Here is a 15,770-nt window from a genome sequence, read left to right as displayed (position 1 = left end):
AAGAGAAGAGGGAGTCAGCGAATGAGCGACCCCAGCAACACCGCCGCCGGAGCCGACCGCAGCCTCGGCCAACTGGTCGCCTCGGCGACCGCCGAGATGTCCGCGCTGGTGCACGACGAGATCGCGCTCGCCAAGGCGGAGCTGCGACAGGACGTCAAGCGCGGCGCGATCGGTGGCATCGCCATCAGTACCGCGGGAGTGCTCGTCCTGTTCTCGCTGCCGGTGCTGAGTTTCGCGGCGGCGTACGGGATCCACAATCTGGGACTGGGCCTCGCCTGGTCGTTCCTGATCGTGGGCGGAGCGTTCCTGCTGCTCGCGGCCCTGCTCGGGCTGCTGGCCGTGGCCAAGTTCAAGAAGGTCAAGCCGCCGGAGAAGTCCATCGCCTCGGCCAAGCAGACCGCCGCGGTGCTCGGGGGCGTCAAGCCGCATCCCCGCCCGGTGACGGACCAGGCCCCGGCTGTGGCACGCTCGTCTGCATGACCGCACCTGATACCGGTACCGGCGCCACGGGCAGCCCTGGCGGCAATGGCAGCCCTGTCCGCATCGATGGTCCCTGGACACACAGGGACGTAGCGGCCAATGGTGCGCGCTTCCACATCGCGGAGCTGGGTGACGGTCCGCTGGTGTTGCTGCTCCACGGCTTTCCGCAGTTCTGGTGGACGTGGCGGCACCAGCTGACCGCGCTCGCCGACGCCGGTTTCCGGGCGGTCGCGATGGACCTGCGGGGCGTCGGCGGCAGCGACCGCACGCCCCGGGGCTACGACCCGGCCAACCTCGCGCTGGACATCACCGGGGTCGTACGGTCGCTCGGCGAGCCCGACGCGGCGCTGGTCGGCCATGACCTGGGCGGCTATCTGGCGTGGACGGCGGCCGTGATGCGGCCCAAGCTGGTGCGCCGGCTGGTCGTCTCCTCGATGCCGCACCCCCGGCGCTGGCGCTCCGCGATGCTCTCCGACCCCTCGCAGTCGCGGGCCGGTTCGTACATCTGGGGCTTCCAGCGGCCGTGGGTCCCGGAGCGTCAGCTCGTCGCGGACGAAGCGGCGCTGGTGGGGCGGCTGGTGCGGGAGTGGTCGGGTCCGCTGGCGCCGGAGGAAGAGGCCGTGGAGGTCTACCGGCGGGCGATGACCATCCCGTCGACCGCGCACTGCTCGATCGAGCCGTACCGCTGGATGGTGCGGTCGATGGCCCGGCCCGACGGCATCCAGTTCAACCGCCGGATGAAGCGGCCGGTACGGGTACCGACGCTGCATCTGCACGGGTCGCTCGACCCGGTGATGCGCACCCGCAGCGCGGCGGGCTCCGGCGAGTACGTCGAAGCGCCGTACCGCTGGCGGCTGTTCGACGGTCTGGGGCACTTCCCCCACGAGGAGGACCCGGCCGCGTTCTCGGCGGAGCTGGTGAACTGGCTGAAGGATCCCGAGCCCGACCGGTAGGCCGGCCGGTAGGCCGCCCGCCCCGTCCGGCAAGCGGACGGGAACGCTTGTCTGACGAACAGCCAAATGCCTGGCGCATAGGCCAATTGGCCGCCCGAGACGCGGTTACCGACCTTGGGGCCCGGGCAGACGTCGGGGTATGGGCTGGACGCACGACTACGGTGACGCAGCACGCAACCGCCGCTCGGCCACCGCGCCGATTTCGCACGAGAGGGGCGGCCCGCAAGGTCAGGGCCATGATCCCCAACTCGGTATTCCGCATATCCTCCGCCGCCGGGCCCGCTGGGTCTCGGCGCGGCTGCGCCATTCGCGTACGTAGTACGAGCCGCTCGTGGACGACGTACGTACGCGATTACGGGCGCAGATACGCGAGGCCCGGGTGGGCGCTCCGGTAGCTGTCCAGGAGCCGTCGGGCGACCTGGACGGAGTCGACCAGCGGGTGCAGGGCGAAGGCCTTCACCGCCTCCCGCACCGAGCCGGCATCGGCGGCCTCCAGGACACACCGCTCGACCGCCTTCACCGCGCTGGCCAGGCCCGCCTCATGGCCCGTCAGCTGGGTCACGGGCAGCGGGCGCGGGCCTGACGCGTCGACGTGGCACGGGATCTCGACGACCGCCTCGGCGTCGAGGGCGTGCAGCGAGGCGCCGTTGCGCACGTTGAGGATGAGCGTCGCCGGTTCGTCGCGCGCGATGGCCCGCATCAGCGCGAGGGCGACGTTCTCGTACCCGCCCGACTCCAGGTCGTCGGCGGCGCGCTCGCCCGCGCCCGAGACCTCCCGGTTCTCGGACATGTACGTCGCCTCGCGCTCGGCGCGGGTGCGGTCCCAGGCGTCCCACGCCCGCTCGCCGCCCGCCACGGTCGCGTAGAAGCGCGCCTGCTGGTCCAGGAGGAAGGCGCCGCGCGTGAGTTCCGCCTGCCGGTACGCGGCCACGGCCTCGCGGTTGAAGTAGTAGTAGTGCAGATACTCGTTGGGCACCGAGCCCAGCGAGCGCAGCCAGTCGGCGCCGAAGAGCTTGCCCTCCTCGAACGAGGTCAGCAGCGCGTCGTCGGCGAACAGGCGCGGCAGCACGTTCTCCTCGCCCTCGTAGAGGCCGTGCAGCCAGCCCAGGTGGTTCAGGCCCGCGTAGTCCAGCCGTACGGCGTCGGGGTCGGCGCCGACCGTACGGGCCACGCGGCGGGCCAGGCCGACCGGCGAATCGCAGATGCCGATCACGCGTTCGCCCAGGTGGCGGGCCATGGCCTCAGTGACGAGACCGGCCGGGTTGGTGAAGTTGATGACCCAGGCGCCGGGGGCGACCGCCTTGATCCGGCGGGCGATCGCGTCCGCCACGGGCACGGTCCGCAGTCCGTACGCGACGCCGCCCGCGCCGACCGTCTCCTGGCCCAGAACGCCCTCGGCGAGCGCGATCCGCTCGTCGGCCGCCCGGCCCGCCAGGCCCCCGACGCGGATCGCGGAGAAGACGAAGTCGGCGCCGCGCAGGGCCTCGTCGAGGTCGGTGGTGGCCCGTACGGCGGGCGCGTCCGCGAGGTCGCGGGCCTGGTCGGCGAGGACCTTGGCGATGGCGGCGAGCCTGGCCGCGTCCACGTCGTACAGCGTGACCTCGGTGACCCGGCCGGGTGCGTGGTCGCGCAGCAGGGCGCCGTACACGAGCGGCACGCGGAAGCCGCCGCCGCCGAGGATCGTCAGTCGCATTCCGGCCTCTTCGGGGAGTCGGTGTTCAGCGGGGCGGCAACGTGGCGGTCAGAGGGCGCACTGCTGGCTGTCGACCTGCTGGTTGGCGGCGCGGCCCAGCTGGATGTCCTCGCGGATCTCGCCGGCCGTCAGCGCGTATCCGGTGTTCGGGTCGTCGAGGGACTTGGCGAAGACCACTCCGTAGACCTTGCCGTCGGGGGTGAGGAGGGGGCCGCCGGAGTTGCCCGGGCGGACCGTGGTGAACAGCGAGTAGACCTCGCGGGTGACCGTGGAGCGGTGGTAGATGTCCGGGCCCGGCGGGGTGATCCGGCCGCGGACGCGCGCGGCGCGCACGTCGTACGGCTGGTCCTCGGGGAAGCCCGCGACGATCGCGCCGCTGCCGCTGTGCGCCGTCTGGGAGGAGAAGTGCAGCACCGGGGCCTTCAGGTCGGGCACGTCCAGGACCGCGATGTCGCGGCGCCAGTCGTAGAGCACCACCGTCGCGTCGTACGTCCGCCCCTGGCCGCCGATCTGGATCTTCGGGTCCTCCACACCGCCCACTACGTGGGCGTTGGTCATCACACGGCGCTCGGCGAAGACGAACCCGGTGCCCTCAAGACGCTTGCCGCAGCTCGGCGCGGTGCCGGTGACCTTGACGATCGAGCGCTTGGCCTGCGCCGCGACGGGGCTGGTCGCCAGCGCCTGGTCGGGGGGCGGGACCTTGGTGATCGACTCGTTGGTGAACGGGGCGAAGACCTGCGGCAGCCCGTTCTGCGCCAGCATGGAGGAGAAGTCCGAGAACCAGGTGTACGCCTGCTTGGGCATCGCCTTGTCGACGCCGCGCAGGATCTGGGAGTCGTTGACCGCCCGTCCCAGCGCGTTCCCCCGGCCCGACGAGTCCTGGGGGTCGGCCAGTGGGGAGAGCGCGGTGCCGATCAGCCAGGCGACCAGGAGCATCGCGAGGACGTTGACCAGCGCGCCGCCCGTGGCGTCCAGGGCGCGCGCGGGCGACCAGGTGATGTGCTGACGCAGTTTGTTGCCCAGGTGCGTGGTGAAGGCCTGGCCCACGGAGGCGCAGACGATCACGACGACGACCGCGATGATCGCGGCGGTGGTCGACACGTCCCGCTTGTCGGTCAGTTGGTCCCAGATGACCGGCAGCAGATACACGGCGATGAGGCCACCGCCGAGGAAGCCGATCACCGACAGGATGCCGACGACGAAGCCCTGGCGGTAGCCGACGATCGCGAACCACACGGCGGCGACCAGCAACAGGATGTCCAGCACGTTCACGGGCCCACCCTGTCACGCGTGCCAGTCGAGCGGGACCCGCCTGGTGCGATCCCAGGGGCGCTCCCAGCCCGCGAAGTGCAGCAACCGGTCGATCACACCGGCCGTGAAGCCCCAGACGAGGGCGGATTCGACCAGAAAGGCCGGGCCTGCGTGGCCCCGCGGGTGGACCGCGGTGGCCCGGTTGGCCGGGTCCGTGAGATCCGCCACGGGGACCGTGAAGACCCGGGCGGTCTCGGCCGCGTCCACCGCCCGCACCGCGGTCGGCTCGCGCCACCAGCCCAGGACGGGGGTGACCACGAAACCGCTCACCGGGATGTAGAGCCGGGGCAGCACGCCGAAGATCTGTACCCCTTCGGGGTCCAGGCCGGTCTCCTCCTCGGCCTCGCGCAGGGCGGCGCGCAGCGGGCCGGTGGTCTGCGGGTCGCCGTCCTCGGGGTCGAGGGCGCCGCCCGGGAAGGAGGGCTGGCCGCCGTGCGAACGCAGCTGGCTGGCGCGCTCCATGAGCAGCAGCTCGGGCCCGGCCGGGCCTTCACCGAAGAGGATCAGCACGGCGGACTGGCGCCCGGCGCCGCTTTCGGGCGGCAGGAACCGGCTGAGCTGGAGCGGCTCGATCCGGTCGGCCGCGCGCGCGACGGGGTCGAGCCATTCGGGCAGCCCGTCACGGCTCACGACGGGGCCGTGGAGGCCCTGGGAGCCGCCGTCGTGGCCCTGGTGGCCGTCGGGCGGGGCTGCGCCGCCCGTGCCGCCCTCATACCTCTCGTACGTCCTGCTGGTGTCACTCGCCTTGCTGGTGTCACTCGCGTGCGTCATGGGCACCCCCGTCGTCCACCGGTCACAACGTCCGGGCCGGTCGCGTTCGTTCCGTCCGGTCATCCGCGATCCGTCATCCCGCCCCCAGCGGCGGGGCGGGCAGCCCCGGGTAGTCCGGGGGCGGGGAGAGCCGCTGGCCCGGGAAGCCGCCCTTCTCGTACTTCAGGAGCTTCTTCGCCTTCTCCGGGTCCGTCTCGCCCTCCCCGTACGCCGGGCAGAGCGGGGCGATGGGGCAGGCGCCACAGGCGGGCTTGCGGGCGTGGCAGATGCGGCGGCCGTGGAAGACGACGCGGTGCGAGAGCATCGTCCACTCGCTCTTCGGGAAGATCTCGGCGACGACGGCCTCGACCTTGACCGGGTCCTCCTCGTCCGTCCACTTCCAGCGGCGGACCAGACGGCCGAAGTGCGTGTCGACGGTGATGCCGGGAACGCCGAAGGCGTTGCCGAGCACCACGTTCGCCGTCTTGCGGCCGACGCCGGGGAGCTTCACCAGGTCGTCGAGGCGGCCCGGGACATTGCCCCCGAAGTCGTCGCGGAGGGCGGCGGCGAGCCCCATGATCGACTTGGTCTTGGCGCGGAAGAACCCGGTCGGCCGGATCAGCTGCTCGACTGCCTCCGGGTCGGCGGCGGCCAGGTCCTCGGGGGTCGGATACGCGGCGAACAGCGCGGGGGTGGTCTGGTTGACCCGCAGGTCGGTGGTCTGCGCGGACAGGACGGTCGCGACCAGCAGCTCGAAGGGGTTGCGGAAGTCGAGCTCCGGGTGGGCGTACGGATACACGTCCGCCAGCTCCCGGTTGATCCGCCGTGCGCGCCGGACCATGGAGAGGTGGGACTCGGGCTTGGCGGCGGTCTTCGGGGCCTTCGTCGCAGCGGCCTTCACGGGCTTCGCCGGGGTCTTCGTGGCGGCGGTCCTCGGGGCCTTCGCGGCGGCGGTCTTGGCGGGCACGGTCTTCTTGGCCACGGCCTTCTTGACCGCCTTCTTGGGCGCGGACTTCTTGGGCGCGGACTTCCTGGCCGGGGCTTCCTTGGCCGCGGTTCCCTCGGCCGGCCCCTTCGCGGGCGCGCTCGGGGTGGCCGACGCGCCCGGGGCGGGCTGCGGCACCGACGCGGCCCGATTGGCCGATTTTGATTCTTTCGCGGCTTTTTTCGGTTTACTCGTAGGCTGTTCGCCCACAGCGGAATCACTGTCTGCCGACACTCTTGTGGCCCCCCTGGCCTGCGCTCTCACCGGCGAATTGGACACCCGGCCAGCCTAAAGCCACGCACTGACATCCGCCCCGGCCACAGCGAATCACCACCCCAATCGGCCCCCTGCCGCACAGTCCGGCGCGCCGGTGCGTCATCCTTGTGATTGATCGCACTGTTTACCCCGTCCGGTAAAAAGGGGAACACGGTCCCCTGAACCGGTCGACAAGGAGAGAACTCGTGGACGACGTTCTGCGGCGCGCCCCGCTCTTCGCGGCGCTCGATGATGAGCAGGCCGCGGAGCTCCGCGCCTCGATGAGTGAGGTGACGCTCGCCCGCGGCGACGCCCTCTTCCACGAGGGCGACCCCGGCGACCGCCTCTACGTGGTCACCGAGGGCAAGGTCAAGCTCCACCGCACTTCCCCCGACGGCCGCGAGAACATGCTGGCGGTCCTCGGCCCCGGCGAGCTCATCGGCGAGCTGTCCCTCTTCGACCCGGGCCCGCGCACCGCCACCGCGACCGCGCTCACCGAGGTCAAGCTGCTCGGCCTCGGCCACGGCGACCTCCAGCCCTGGCTGAACGCCCGGCCCGAGGTGGCCACGGCCCTGCTGCGCGCCGTCGCCCGCCGACTGCGCAAGACCAACGACCAGATGTCCGACCTGGTCTTCTCCGACGTCCCGGGCCGCGTCGCCCGCGCGCTCCTCGACCTGTCGCGCCGCTTCGGCGTGCAGTCGGAGGAGGGCATCCACGTCGTGCACGACCTGACGCAGGAAGAGCTGGCCCAGCTGGTCGGCGCCTCCCGCGAGACGGTGAACAAGGCTCTGGCCGACTTCGCGCAGCGCGGCTGGCTGCGTCTGGAGGCCCGTGCGGTGATCCTGCTCGACGTCGAGCGGCTCGCCAAGCGCTCGCGCTGACACGGCCGTTCACCTGCGCGTTCGTACGTGACGGGGCCCGTCTCCCTCGGGAGGCGGGCCCCGTTGTCAGTGGTCGGTCCTAGTCTGTGGATACGTGGCAGACACGCCGCCGCTCCTTGACAAGTGCACCGTGGCAAAAGGCAAGTTACGAGCAACGCGGTCGGCCCGGTCGGCCCGGTCGGCCCGATCGCCTCTCGCGGTCAGATCAACCCGTGCTCGCTCAGATACTCCAGCTGCGCGCGTACGGAGAGCTCGGCGGCGGGCCACAACGAGCGGTCGACGTCCGCGTAGACGCGGCCCACCACGTCCGCCGCCGTGGTGAAGCCGTTCTCCACCGCCGTCTCCACCTGGGCCAGCCGGTGGGCGCGGTGGGCGAGGTAGAACTCGACGGCGCCCTGCGCGTCGTCGAGGACCGGACCGTGCCCGGGCAGCACGGTGTGGACGCCGTCGTCGACCGTGAGCGAGCGCAGCCGCCGCAGTGAGTCGAGGTAGTCACCGAGGCGGCCGTCGGGGTGCGCCACGAGGGTGGTGCCGCGTCCGAGGACCGTGTCCCCCGTCAACACGGCCCGGTCGGCGGGGAGATGGAAGCAGAGGGAGTCGGCGGTGTGGCCGGGGGTCGGCACGACCCACATTTCGAGCCCCCCGGTGGTGATCACGTCGCCGGCGCCGAGCCCCTCGTCCCCGAGGCGCAACGCCGGGTCCAGCGCGCGTACGTGCGTGCGCGTCAGCTCCGCGAAGCGCGCCGCGCCCTCGGCGTGGTCGGGGTGGCCGTGGGTGAGCAGGGTGAGGGCGACCCGCTTGCCCATCCGCTCGGCGGTGGCGACCACGTTCCGCAGGTGGGCGTCGTCGAGCGGTCCGGGGTCGATGACGACGGCGAGGTCGGAGTCGGGCTCGGCGACGATCCAGGTGTTGGTGCCGTCGAGGGTCATCGCGGAGGCGTTGGGCGCGAGGACGTTGACGGTACGGGTCGTGGCGGGGCCGGAGAGCACCCCGCCGCGGGGCTGGCCGGGGAGGGCCGCGGCTTCGGTCACGCGGGGGCACCTTCCGTGAGGGACGGGGACGGGGACGGGAGCGTCGGCATAGGCATAGGCATCGGCATAGGCATCGGCATAGGCATCGGGCTGGGCGCTGCCGCGGTCACGGCGTCCCGCCGCCGGTACGCACGCGCTTGGTGAACTCGTCGTGCCCGGGCCAGCTCAGCACGATCTCACCGTCGTCGCCGAGGCTCGCCCGCGCCAGTACGGGGGTGAGGTCGCGGGCCGCCGAGGCGGCGAGGGCATCGGCGGGGGTGGCGTACGGGAGGAGGGCGCGCAGGGTCGAGACGGTCGGGGGCATCATGAGCAGCTCGCCCCCGTCGTACCCGGCTGTGGCCTCGGCGGGCCGGATCCACACCGTCCGGTCGGCCTCGGTGGAGGCGTTGCGGGTGCGCTGGCCCTCGGGGAGCGCGGCGACGAAGAACCAGGTGTCGTACCGCTTCGGCTCGAACTCGGGGGTGATCCAGCGGGCCCACGCGCCGAGCAGGTCCGAGCGCAGGACCAGGCCCCGGCGGTCGAGGAACTCGGCGAAGGAGAGGTCGCGGGTGACGAGGGCGTGGCGGTCGGCCTCCCAGTCGTCGCCGGTGGTGTCGCCCACGACGCTGTCGGCGTCCGGCCCGGCGAGGAGGACTCCGGCCTCCTCGTACGTCTCGCGGACGGCGGCGCAGACGATGGCCTGGGCGTCGTCCGCGCCCACGCCCAGGCGGGCCGCCCAGGTCTCGCGGGTGGGCCCGGCCCATCCGATCCGCCGGGCGTCGTCCCGGGGGTCCACGCCGCCGCCGGGGTAGGCGTAGGCGCCGCCGGCGAAGGCCATGGAGGTGCGGCGGCGCAGCATGTGCACGGCGAGCCCGCCGGGCTCGTCCCCGCCCCGCAGCAACATGACGGTCGCGGCTCGCCGGGGCTGCACGGGGGTGAGTTCGCCGTGGGCGAGGGCGCGGATGCGGTCGGGCCATTCCGGCGGGTACCACTGACCATTGGGCATGGCCGGAGGCTATCCCCTGACGCGCGCATGTTCGAGGTCGCGCGCCTCCGCGCCGGGGCTGCCCCGTCCCCCTTCCCCGGCACTGGCCGGTACCGGTCGTCCCCGTCCCGGGCTTCGCCCCGGCCCCCCGTTTGTCTGCGGGCCGTGCGTGGCTGGTCGCGCAGTTCCCCGCGCCCCTTAGGAGGATGGGGGCGGCCACGATGTGAGGCACCGGCGGCGGGAAATTCAGCCCTGCGGCGTGCGGCGTGCGGGGAGCCGGGACCGGGCAAAGGCAGCCCCTCCGGCGTTTGAGGAGCGGGGTCCGGGGCGGAGCCCCGTAGCGGGGAGGGGCGCCGGGGTGCAGCCCCAGCGGAGGCACCGGGGCGGAGCCCCAAAGGCGGGGTCCGGGGCGGAGCCCCGTAGCGGGGAGGGGCGCCGGGGTGCAGCCCCAGCGGAGGCACCGGGGCGGAGCCCAAAGGCGGGGTCGGGGGCGGAGCCCCGGCAGGGGCAGCGCCACAGCGGGGTGGCAGCGCCACAGCGGGGGTATCGGCGGCGGAGCAGCCTCCGTGGTGGGGTCGGAGCCCCCGTAGCGGGGTGCAGGGGCACAGGGGGCGCCAGGGCACAGGGGGCGGAGCCCCCCGGGCGGAGCCCCCCGCAAGCAGGTGCAGGGGCGCAGCCCCGCCCGGGGTCCAGGGGCGCAGCCCCCGGGGAACCACCCTCACCCCCACCCACCCCCGGAGGGTTAAGGGAACGGGCGGGGTGGGGGAATCCGCCGCCGCCGCAGCGCCGCTCTTTATTTCGGGCAAACACCCTTCTGCCGGGCTTCTCACCCCGTCCTCAGACAGCTCTCATCCAGCGCCGGGAAGGTAATGCACATGACCTTCCCCGAGCAGCAGCCGAAGCAGCCGCAGCCGTATCCGCAGGCGGCCGGGGCCTTCCCCCCGCCGCCCCCGTACGAGCCGAGCCAGCCCGTGCACGCCGGGCCCGGGACCACCATCTGGACGGCGAACGGCAACGCGGGCGGGGGCATCCCGGGTGACCCCGGGCACCCCGCCGTCCCCGGCGCCGCCCCCACCCACCGCCGCGCCCCCCGCTCCGTCGGCCTGCTCGCCGCCGTCGCGCTCGCCGCCGCGGCCGTGGGAGGCGGGACCGCCACGCTCGTGGAGCGGTGGGCCGGCGGCGACACCAGCGCCGGCGCGCCCGGCGTCGCGGGGACGAACGCCTCCAGGAACACCATCGGCACCGTCGCGGGCGTGGCCCAGGCCGTCTCGCCCAGCATCGTGGAGATCAGCGCGACCTCCACCTCCGGGCAGTCCACCGGATCCGGGGTGATCATCACCTCCGGCGGTGAGATCGTCACGAACAACCACGTCATCGCCGGCGCCGACCAGGTCAAGGTGCGGACCAGCGACGGCAAGACGTACACCGCGAGCGTCGTCGGCACCGACCCCGACAAGGACCTCGCGCTCATCAAGGTGCAGGGCGCGAGCGGGCTCAAGGCCGCCAGTCTCGGGAACTCGGACAACCTCAAGGTCGGCGACCAGGTCGTCGCCATCGGCTCCCCCGAAGGCCTGACCGGCACCGTCACCAGCGGCATCGTCTCCGCCCTCAAGCGTGACGTCACCGTCGCCAAGGAGCAGGGCCAGGGACAGGGGCAGGGGCAGGGGCAGGGGCAGCAGGGTGGCGGCCGCGGCGGCTGGCCGTTCGAGTTCGGCGGTCAGCAGTTCAACGGCGACACCGGCTCGTCGAAGACCACGTACAAGGCCATCCAGACCGACGCCTCTCTCAACCCGGGCAACTCCGGCGGCGCGCTGATCGACATGAACGGCAACATCGTCGGCATCAACTCCGCGATGTACAGCCCCAGTTCAGCCAGCCAGCCCTCCTCGTCCTCGGCGGGCAGTGTCGGGCTCGGCTTCGCCATCCCGATCAACACCGTCAAGGCCGACCTCGACTCCCTCCGCTCCGGCAGCGGCAACAGCGGCAGCGACAACAACGGCAACAGCAGCAACAGCAGCAACAGCAGCAACAGCTGATCCTCACGGCAGGTGCAGGCGCGGCATGCGACGCTGGACAGCACCCGACCCGGACCACGCCCGACCACCGCCGGACCACACCCCGAGGAAGACCCGAGACCGATGAGCCCCGCACCCGCCGAGGACGACACCCAGCGCATCCTGATCGTCGACGACGAGCCCGCCGTGCGGGAGGCGCTCCAGCGCAGCCTCGCCTTCGAGGGGTACGGGACGGAGGTCGCCGTCGACGGTCTGGACGCGCTGGCCAAGGCGGAGGCGTACCGGCCCGATCTGATCGTCCTCGACATCCAGATGCCCCGGATGGACGGGCTCACCGCCGCCCGGCGGCTGCGCGGCGCCGGGTCCACCACCCCCGTCCTGATGCTCACCGCGCGCGACACGGTGGGCGACCGCGTCACCGGGCTCGACGCGGGCGCGGACGACTACCTGGTCAAGCCGTTCGAGCTGGACGAGCTGTTCGCCCGGATCCGCGCGCTGCTGCGCCGCAGCTCGTACGCCGGTCCCGCGGGCGGCGAGCAGCACGACGACAACATCCTCACCTTCGGTGATCTGCGGATGGACCTGGCGACCCGTGAGGTGACACGGGGCGAACGGGTGGTGGAGCTGACCCGTACGGAGTTCACGCTCCTGGAGATGTTCCTGGCCCACCCCCGGCAGGTGCTGACCCGCGAGCAGATCCTCAAGGCGGTCTGGGGCTTCGACTTCGAGCCGTCGTCCAACTCCCTCGACGTGTACGTCATGTATCTGCGCCGCAAGACCGAGGCGGGCGGCGAGGCGCGCGTGGTGCACACGGTGCGGGGAGTGGGGTACGCCCTGCGTTCGGGCGGCGCGGAGTGAGAAGAGCGCTCCGGTGGTTCCGCGAGCTGCCGCTCAGATCCCGCCTCGCACTGCTCGTCGCCACGGCGGTGACGGTGGCCGTGGCCGCAGTGGCCGCCTCGTGCTGGTTCATCACCCAGGGGGTGCTCACGAGCCAGCTCGACAACCGGCTGCGCAACCAGGCGGCGAGCTCGGCCAGCGCGGAGTACGCCTCCGTCCTGATCCGGACCTGCCGCAGCCCCAACCCCGAGCCGATCCGGCTGCCGGGCAACACCCCGCTGACCCAAGTGGTCTTCCCGGACGCCTCGGTGTGCGCCAACCCCAGGTCCGCGCAGCTCCAGGTGGAGCACGCGGACGTGGCGGTCGCGAACGGGCCGCGCGCCAACGCCCTGCACACGACGACCGACAGCGCCGGGGTGGAACGCCGCGTCTACACCCAGGCGGCGCACATCAGCGGCCTCGGCCCGCAGGGCCGGGTCGCCGTCTCGATCGCGGTGCCGATGTCCGACGTGACGACCCCGCTCAACAAACTGGCGATCGTCCTGCTGGTCGTCTCCGGCATAGGAGTCATCGGCGCGGGCGCCGCCGGGCTCTGGGTCGCGCGTACGGGGCTCCGCCCCGTGGACCAGCTGACCGGCACGGTCGAGCACGTGGCCCGCACCGAGGACCTCACCGTCCGCATCCCGGTCGAGGGCGAGGACGAGATCGCCCGGCTCTCGCGGTCCTTCAACGCGATGACGGCCGCTCTCGCCTCCTCCCGCGACCGCCAGTCGCAGCTGATCGCGGACGCGGGGCACGAGCTGCGCACCCCGCTCACCTCGCTCCGTACGAACATCGAGCTGCTGGCGAGGAGCGAGGAGACCGGGCGGGCCATCCCGCCCGCCGACCGCAAGGCGCTGATGGCGTCCGTCAAAGCTCAGATGACCGAACTCGCCGCGCTGATCGGGGACTTGCAGGAGCTCTCCCGGCCCGACGCGGTCCGCGAGGGTCCGCTGGAGGTCGTCGCCTTCCACGACATCGCCAGGGTCGCGCTCGACCGCGCCCGGCTGCGCGGGCCGGAGCTGGAGATCAGGGCGCGGCTGGCCCCCTGGTACGTACGGGCGGAGCCCGCGGCCCTGGAGCGGGCGATCGTCAATGTGCTGGACAACGCGGTGAAGTTCAGCCCGCCGCACGGCACCATCGAGGTCATGCTCGACCGGGGCGCCCTGACCGTACGCGACCAGGGCCCCGGCATCCCCGCCGATGAACTGCCGCACGTCTTCGAGCGGTTCTGGCGCTCGCCCTCGGCCCGATCGCTGCCGGGGTCGGGGCTCGGCCTGTCCATCGTGGCCCGTACGGTCCAGCACGCGGGCGGCACGATCGCGCTCGGCGCGGCGGCGGACGGCGCCGGCACGGTTGCCACGATTCGCCTGCCGGGCGCCCCCACCCCGCCGCCGGACGCCCCGGACGCGTGAGCGCGCCGCTGAACGCGTCCGTCCTTCGGCTGCGGGCTGTATGCGGCTGGTCGCTCCCCCAAGTTTGCGGCTTCGCTCGAACAGGGGGACCCCCATCGCGGCGGAGCCGCTCATGTCACAGCCCCGCGCCCCTCAACGGGAAGTGGGGCGCCGGAAACACTCCGGCGCCCCACCCACGTACAAGAGGCGACTAGTCGCCCGCCACCTTGCCGATGACCGTGATCCGGCCCCCGGCCGGCGGCGCGAGCGGCGCGGACGCCGACGAGTTCGCGGCCAGGTAGGCGTCGAAGACGTCCAGGTCGGACGCGCCGACCAGCTTGTTCTTGCCCTGGCCGAGGGCCCCGAAGCCGTCGCCGCCGCCCGCGAGGAACTCGTTCATGGCGACGCGGTAGGTCTTCGCCGGGTCGAGGGCGACACCGTTCAGCTTGACCGTGTCGACGAGGACGCGGTCCGCGCCGGTCCTGGTCATGTCGAGGGCGTAGGTGAAGCCCTTGGAGACCTGGAGGATCTTCGGCGTGGCCGTGTTGCCGCCGCTGACCTGCTGCTGGAGACCCTGGATGATTTGGGCGCCGGTCAGGTCGACGACGTTCATCATGTTGGTGAACGGCTGGACGGTGAACGCCTCGCCGTAGGTGACCACCCCGTCGCCCTCGCTGCCGCTCGCCTTGTGGACGAGGTCGGAGCGGATGCCGCCCGGGTTCATGAAGGCGAGCTGGGCGCCGCCCTTGTCGGCCGGGGAGAGCCCGGCGAGCTGCGCGTCCGCGATCAGGTCGCCGAGCGGCTTCTCGGGCGCCTCGGAGCCGCGGCCGTTGATGTCGGCGGAGATGTAGCCCTGCGGGCGGCTCGCGATCGGCGCGGCCAGCTTGTTCCAGCGGGCGATCAGGTCGGTGATGTCCTTCGCCTTGGCCTGGTCACGGCTGACGATGCGGTTCACCGACTTCGGCGACTTCACGGCGGTCCGGACGATGTCCTTGGTCCGCTTGTCGTAGGTGAGCGTGGTCTCGGTGAAGAGCTTGCCGTAGGAGGCCGCCGAGGTGACCATGCGCGGGTTGCCCGCCGGGTCGGGGACGGTGCAGGCGTAGGCCTGGTGGGTGTGGCCGGTGACCAGCGCGTCCACCTTGGGCGTGATGCCCTTGGCGATGTCGACGATCGGGCCGGACAGACCGCTGCCGGGGCCGGCCGAGTCGCAGTCGTAGTTGTACGCGTTGGTCGCCGGCATCCCGCCCTCGTGGATCAGGGCGACGATGGACTTCACGCCCTGCCGGTCGAGCTCCTTGGCGTACTTGTTGATCGTCTCGATCTCGTCGTGGAACTTCAGGCCCTTGACGCCGGAGGCGGTCACGACGTCCGGGGTGCCCTCCAGGGTCACACCGATGAAGCCGATCTTGACGCCGTTCTTCTTCCAGACCGTGTACGGCTTGAGGATCGGCTTGCCGGTCTTCTCGCTGGTCACATTGGCGGCCAGATACGGGAAGTCGGCGCCCCGGAACTTCTTGCCCTTCTCGTAGCAGCCCTCGACCGGGTGACAGCCGCCGTTCTGCATCCGGGCCAGCTCGACCGCGCCCTCGTCGAACTCGTGGTTGCCCACGGCCGTCACATCGAGGTCGATCTTGTTGAGCGCCTCGATGGTCGGCTCGTCGTGGAAGAGGCCGGACAGGAGCGGGCTGGCGCCGACCATGTCGCCGCCGGCGGCGGTGATCGAGTACGGGTGGCCCTTGCGCGCGGTGCGCAGCGAGGACGCCAGGTACTCGACACCGCCGGCCGGTATGGACTTCACGGTCCCGTCGGCCTGCTTCTCGTTCACGGCCCCGGCCGAGCCGGCCGGCGGCTCCAGATTGCCGTGCAGGTCGTTGAAGGAGAGGAGCTGGACGTCCACCGTCCGCGAGGGCTTCGGGTGCCCGTGGCCCTTGTCGTGGGCGTCGGCCGCGGGCATCGCGGCGATGAGCGCGCCGAGCGTGGTGAGCCCGGCGGCGGCCGCCAGGACCCGGCGGCCCGCGCGGCCGCCGTGGTGCTTCTGGGGTGTCGCTGTCATCTCTCCCCTAAATGATTCAGCTGGTCGTGAAGCGTGTCGTGAAGCGTGGTGGGCGTGGCCGAAACCCGAGGGTCGGTCCGCCGCGGTCGGAAGCCTAGAGTCAACGCGCGTAGCGCGACAGGGGGGTGG

The 15,770-nt window shown here is 72.4% G+C and carries 14 protein-coding genes; 7 read left to right on the top strand and 7 right to left on the bottom strand.

Annotated features, from left to right (window positions below):
* Positions 1–21: 21 nt before the first annotated feature.
* The 3 genes from ACFWA7_RS16455 to ACFWA7_RS16445 all read left to right on the top strand — a co-directional run bounded on the left by ACFWA7_RS16455 (position 22) and on the right by ACFWA7_RS16445 (position 1,752).
* Positions 22–480: a phage holin family protein gene (locus tag ACFWA7_RS16455; protein ID WP_385538466.1), complete on the top strand. Its 459-nt coding sequence runs from the start codon at positions 22–24 to the stop codon at positions 478–480.
* Entirely contained in the window at positions 477–1,433 is a 957-nt protein-coding gene (locus ACFWA7_RS16450) for an alpha/beta fold hydrolase (RefSeq protein WP_385538463.1), read from the top strand. The genes ACFWA7_RS16455 and ACFWA7_RS16450 overlap by 4 nt, the downstream gene beginning before the upstream one ends.
* A gap of 139 nt (positions 1,434–1,572) precedes the next feature.
* Positions 1,573–1,752: a hypothetical protein gene (locus ACFWA7_RS16445; RefSeq protein WP_371653906.1), complete on the top strand. Its 180-nt coding sequence runs from the start codon at positions 1,573–1,575 to the stop codon at positions 1,750–1,752.
* Positions 1,753–1,785: 33 nt separating this feature from the next.
* Here ACFWA7_RS16445 and ACFWA7_RS16440 read toward each other — a convergent pair whose 3' ends face one another.
* From ACFWA7_RS16440 to nth, 4 genes are all read right to left on the bottom strand, one after another.
* Complete coding sequence (locus ACFWA7_RS16440; protein ID WP_385823528.1) at positions 1,786–3,126, bottom strand: 6-phospho-beta-glucosidase; 1,341 nt, start codon at positions 3,124–3,126, stop codon at positions 1,786–1,788.
* 48 nt (positions 3,127–3,174) lie between these two features.
* Positions 3,175–4,398, bottom strand: a complete 1,224-nt coding sequence (locus ACFWA7_RS16435; RefSeq protein ID WP_385538456.1) for a MarP family serine protease — start codon at positions 4,396–4,398, stop codon at positions 3,175–3,177.
* Between the two features lie 12 nt (positions 4,399–4,410).
* Complete coding sequence (locus tag ACFWA7_RS16430; RefSeq protein WP_385823526.1) at positions 4,411–5,208, bottom strand: NUDIX hydrolase; 798 nt, start codon at positions 5,206–5,208, stop codon at positions 4,411–4,413.
* Between the two features lie 73 nt (positions 5,209–5,281).
* Positions 5,282–6,154 (bottom strand): endonuclease III, encoded by an 873-nt coding sequence (gene nth, locus ACFWA7_RS16425; protein ID WP_385823548.1) that lies wholly within the window; start codon positions 6,152–6,154, stop codon positions 5,282–5,284.
* Positions 6,155–6,633: 479 nt separating this feature from the next.
* On the opposite strand from nth, the gene ACFWA7_RS16420 reads away from it, so the two are divergent.
* Positions 6,634–7,308 (top strand): Crp/Fnr family transcriptional regulator, encoded by a 675-nt coding sequence (locus ACFWA7_RS16420; protein ID WP_017947815.1) that lies wholly within the window; start codon positions 6,634–6,636, stop codon positions 7,306–7,308.
* Positions 7,309–7,508: 200 nt separating this feature from the next.
* Here the strand turns inward: ACFWA7_RS16420 and ACFWA7_RS16415 are convergent, their stop codons facing one another.
* Entirely contained in the window at positions 7,509–8,339 is an 831-nt protein-coding gene (locus tag ACFWA7_RS16415) for an MBL fold metallo-hydrolase (RefSeq protein WP_385538447.1), read from the bottom strand.
* A gap of 106 nt (positions 8,340–8,445) precedes the next feature.
* Positions 8,446–9,324, bottom strand: a complete 879-nt coding sequence (locus ACFWA7_RS16410; RefSeq protein WP_385538444.1) for an NUDIX hydrolase — start codon at positions 9,322–9,324, stop codon at positions 8,446–8,448.
* A gap of 854 nt (positions 9,325–10,178) precedes the next feature.
* On the opposite strand from ACFWA7_RS16410, the gene ACFWA7_RS16405 reads away from it, so the two are divergent.
* From ACFWA7_RS16405 to ACFWA7_RS16395, 3 genes are all read left to right on the top strand, one after another.
* Positions 10,179–11,339 carry a S1C family serine protease gene (locus tag ACFWA7_RS16405; RefSeq protein ID WP_385823524.1) on the top strand — a complete coding sequence of 387 codons (1,161 nt, stop codon included), beginning with the start codon at positions 10,179–10,181 and terminating at the stop codon, positions 11,337–11,339.
* 102 nt (positions 11,340–11,441) lie between these two features.
* Positions 11,442–12,176, top strand: a complete 735-nt coding sequence (locus ACFWA7_RS16400) for a response regulator transcription factor (protein ID WP_385538437.1) — start codon at positions 11,442–11,444, stop codon at positions 12,174–12,176.
* A complete protein-coding gene (locus ACFWA7_RS16395; RefSeq protein WP_385538434.1) occupies positions 12,173–13,609 on the top strand; it encodes a sensor histidine kinase in 1,437 nt (478 codons plus the stop codon). Before ACFWA7_RS16400 ends, ACFWA7_RS16395 begins: the two co-directional genes overlap by 4 nt.
* Before the next feature lie 190 nt (positions 13,610–13,799).
* On the opposite strand, the gene ACFWA7_RS16390 is transcribed toward ACFWA7_RS16395, so the two are convergent.
* Positions 13,800–15,641 carry a bifunctional metallophosphatase/5'-nucleotidase gene (locus ACFWA7_RS16390; protein ID WP_385823522.1) on the bottom strand — a complete coding sequence of 614 codons (1,842 nt, stop codon included), beginning with the start codon at positions 15,639–15,641 and terminating at the stop codon, positions 13,800–13,802.
* Positions 15,642–15,770: the final 129 nt, after the last annotated feature.

Origin of the sequence: Streptomyces sp. NPDC059994, assembly GCF_042737755.1 — a bacterium.
GTDB lineage: Bacteria > Actinomycetota > Actinomycetes > Streptomycetales > Streptomycetaceae > Streptomyces.
This window is presented reverse-complemented; position numbering and strand designations above follow the sequence as displayed.

Bases quoted from the DNA above. Each gene is read 5' to 3' on its own strand.
- ACFWA7_RS16430 (WP_385823526.1), bottom strand. From the start codon at position 5,208: ATGACGCACGCGAGTGACACCAGCAAGGCGAGTGACACCAGCAGGACG.
- ACFWA7_RS16405 (WP_385823524.1), top strand. From the start codon at position 10,179: ATGACCTTCCCCGAGCAGCAGCCGAAGCAGCCGCAGCCGTATCCGCAG.
- ACFWA7_RS16440 (WP_385823528.1), bottom strand. From the start codon at position 3,126: ATGCGACTGACGATCCTCGGCGGCGGCGGCTTCCGCGTGCCGCTCGTG.
- ACFWA7_RS16410 (WP_385538444.1), bottom strand. From the start codon at position 9,324: ATGCCCAATGGTCAGTGGTACCCGCCGGAATGGCCCGACCGCATCCGC.
- ACFWA7_RS16445 (WP_371653906.1), top strand. From the start codon at position 1,573: ATGGGCTGGACGCACGACTACGGTGACGCAGCACGCAACCGCCGCTCG.
- ACFWA7_RS16450 (WP_385538463.1), top strand. From the start codon at position 477: ATGACCGCACCTGATACCGGTACCGGCGCCACGGGCAGCCCTGGCGGC.
- ACFWA7_RS16400 (WP_385538437.1), top strand. From the start codon at position 11,442: ATGAGCCCCGCACCCGCCGAGGACGACACCCAGCGCATCCTGATCGTC.
- ACFWA7_RS16390 (WP_385823522.1), bottom strand. From the start codon at position 15,641: ATGACAGCGACACCCCAGAAGCACCACGGCGGCCGCGCGGGCCGCCGG.
- ACFWA7_RS16455 (WP_385538466.1), top strand. From the start codon at position 22: ATGAGCGACCCCAGCAACACCGCCGCCGGAGCCGACCGCAGCCTCGGC.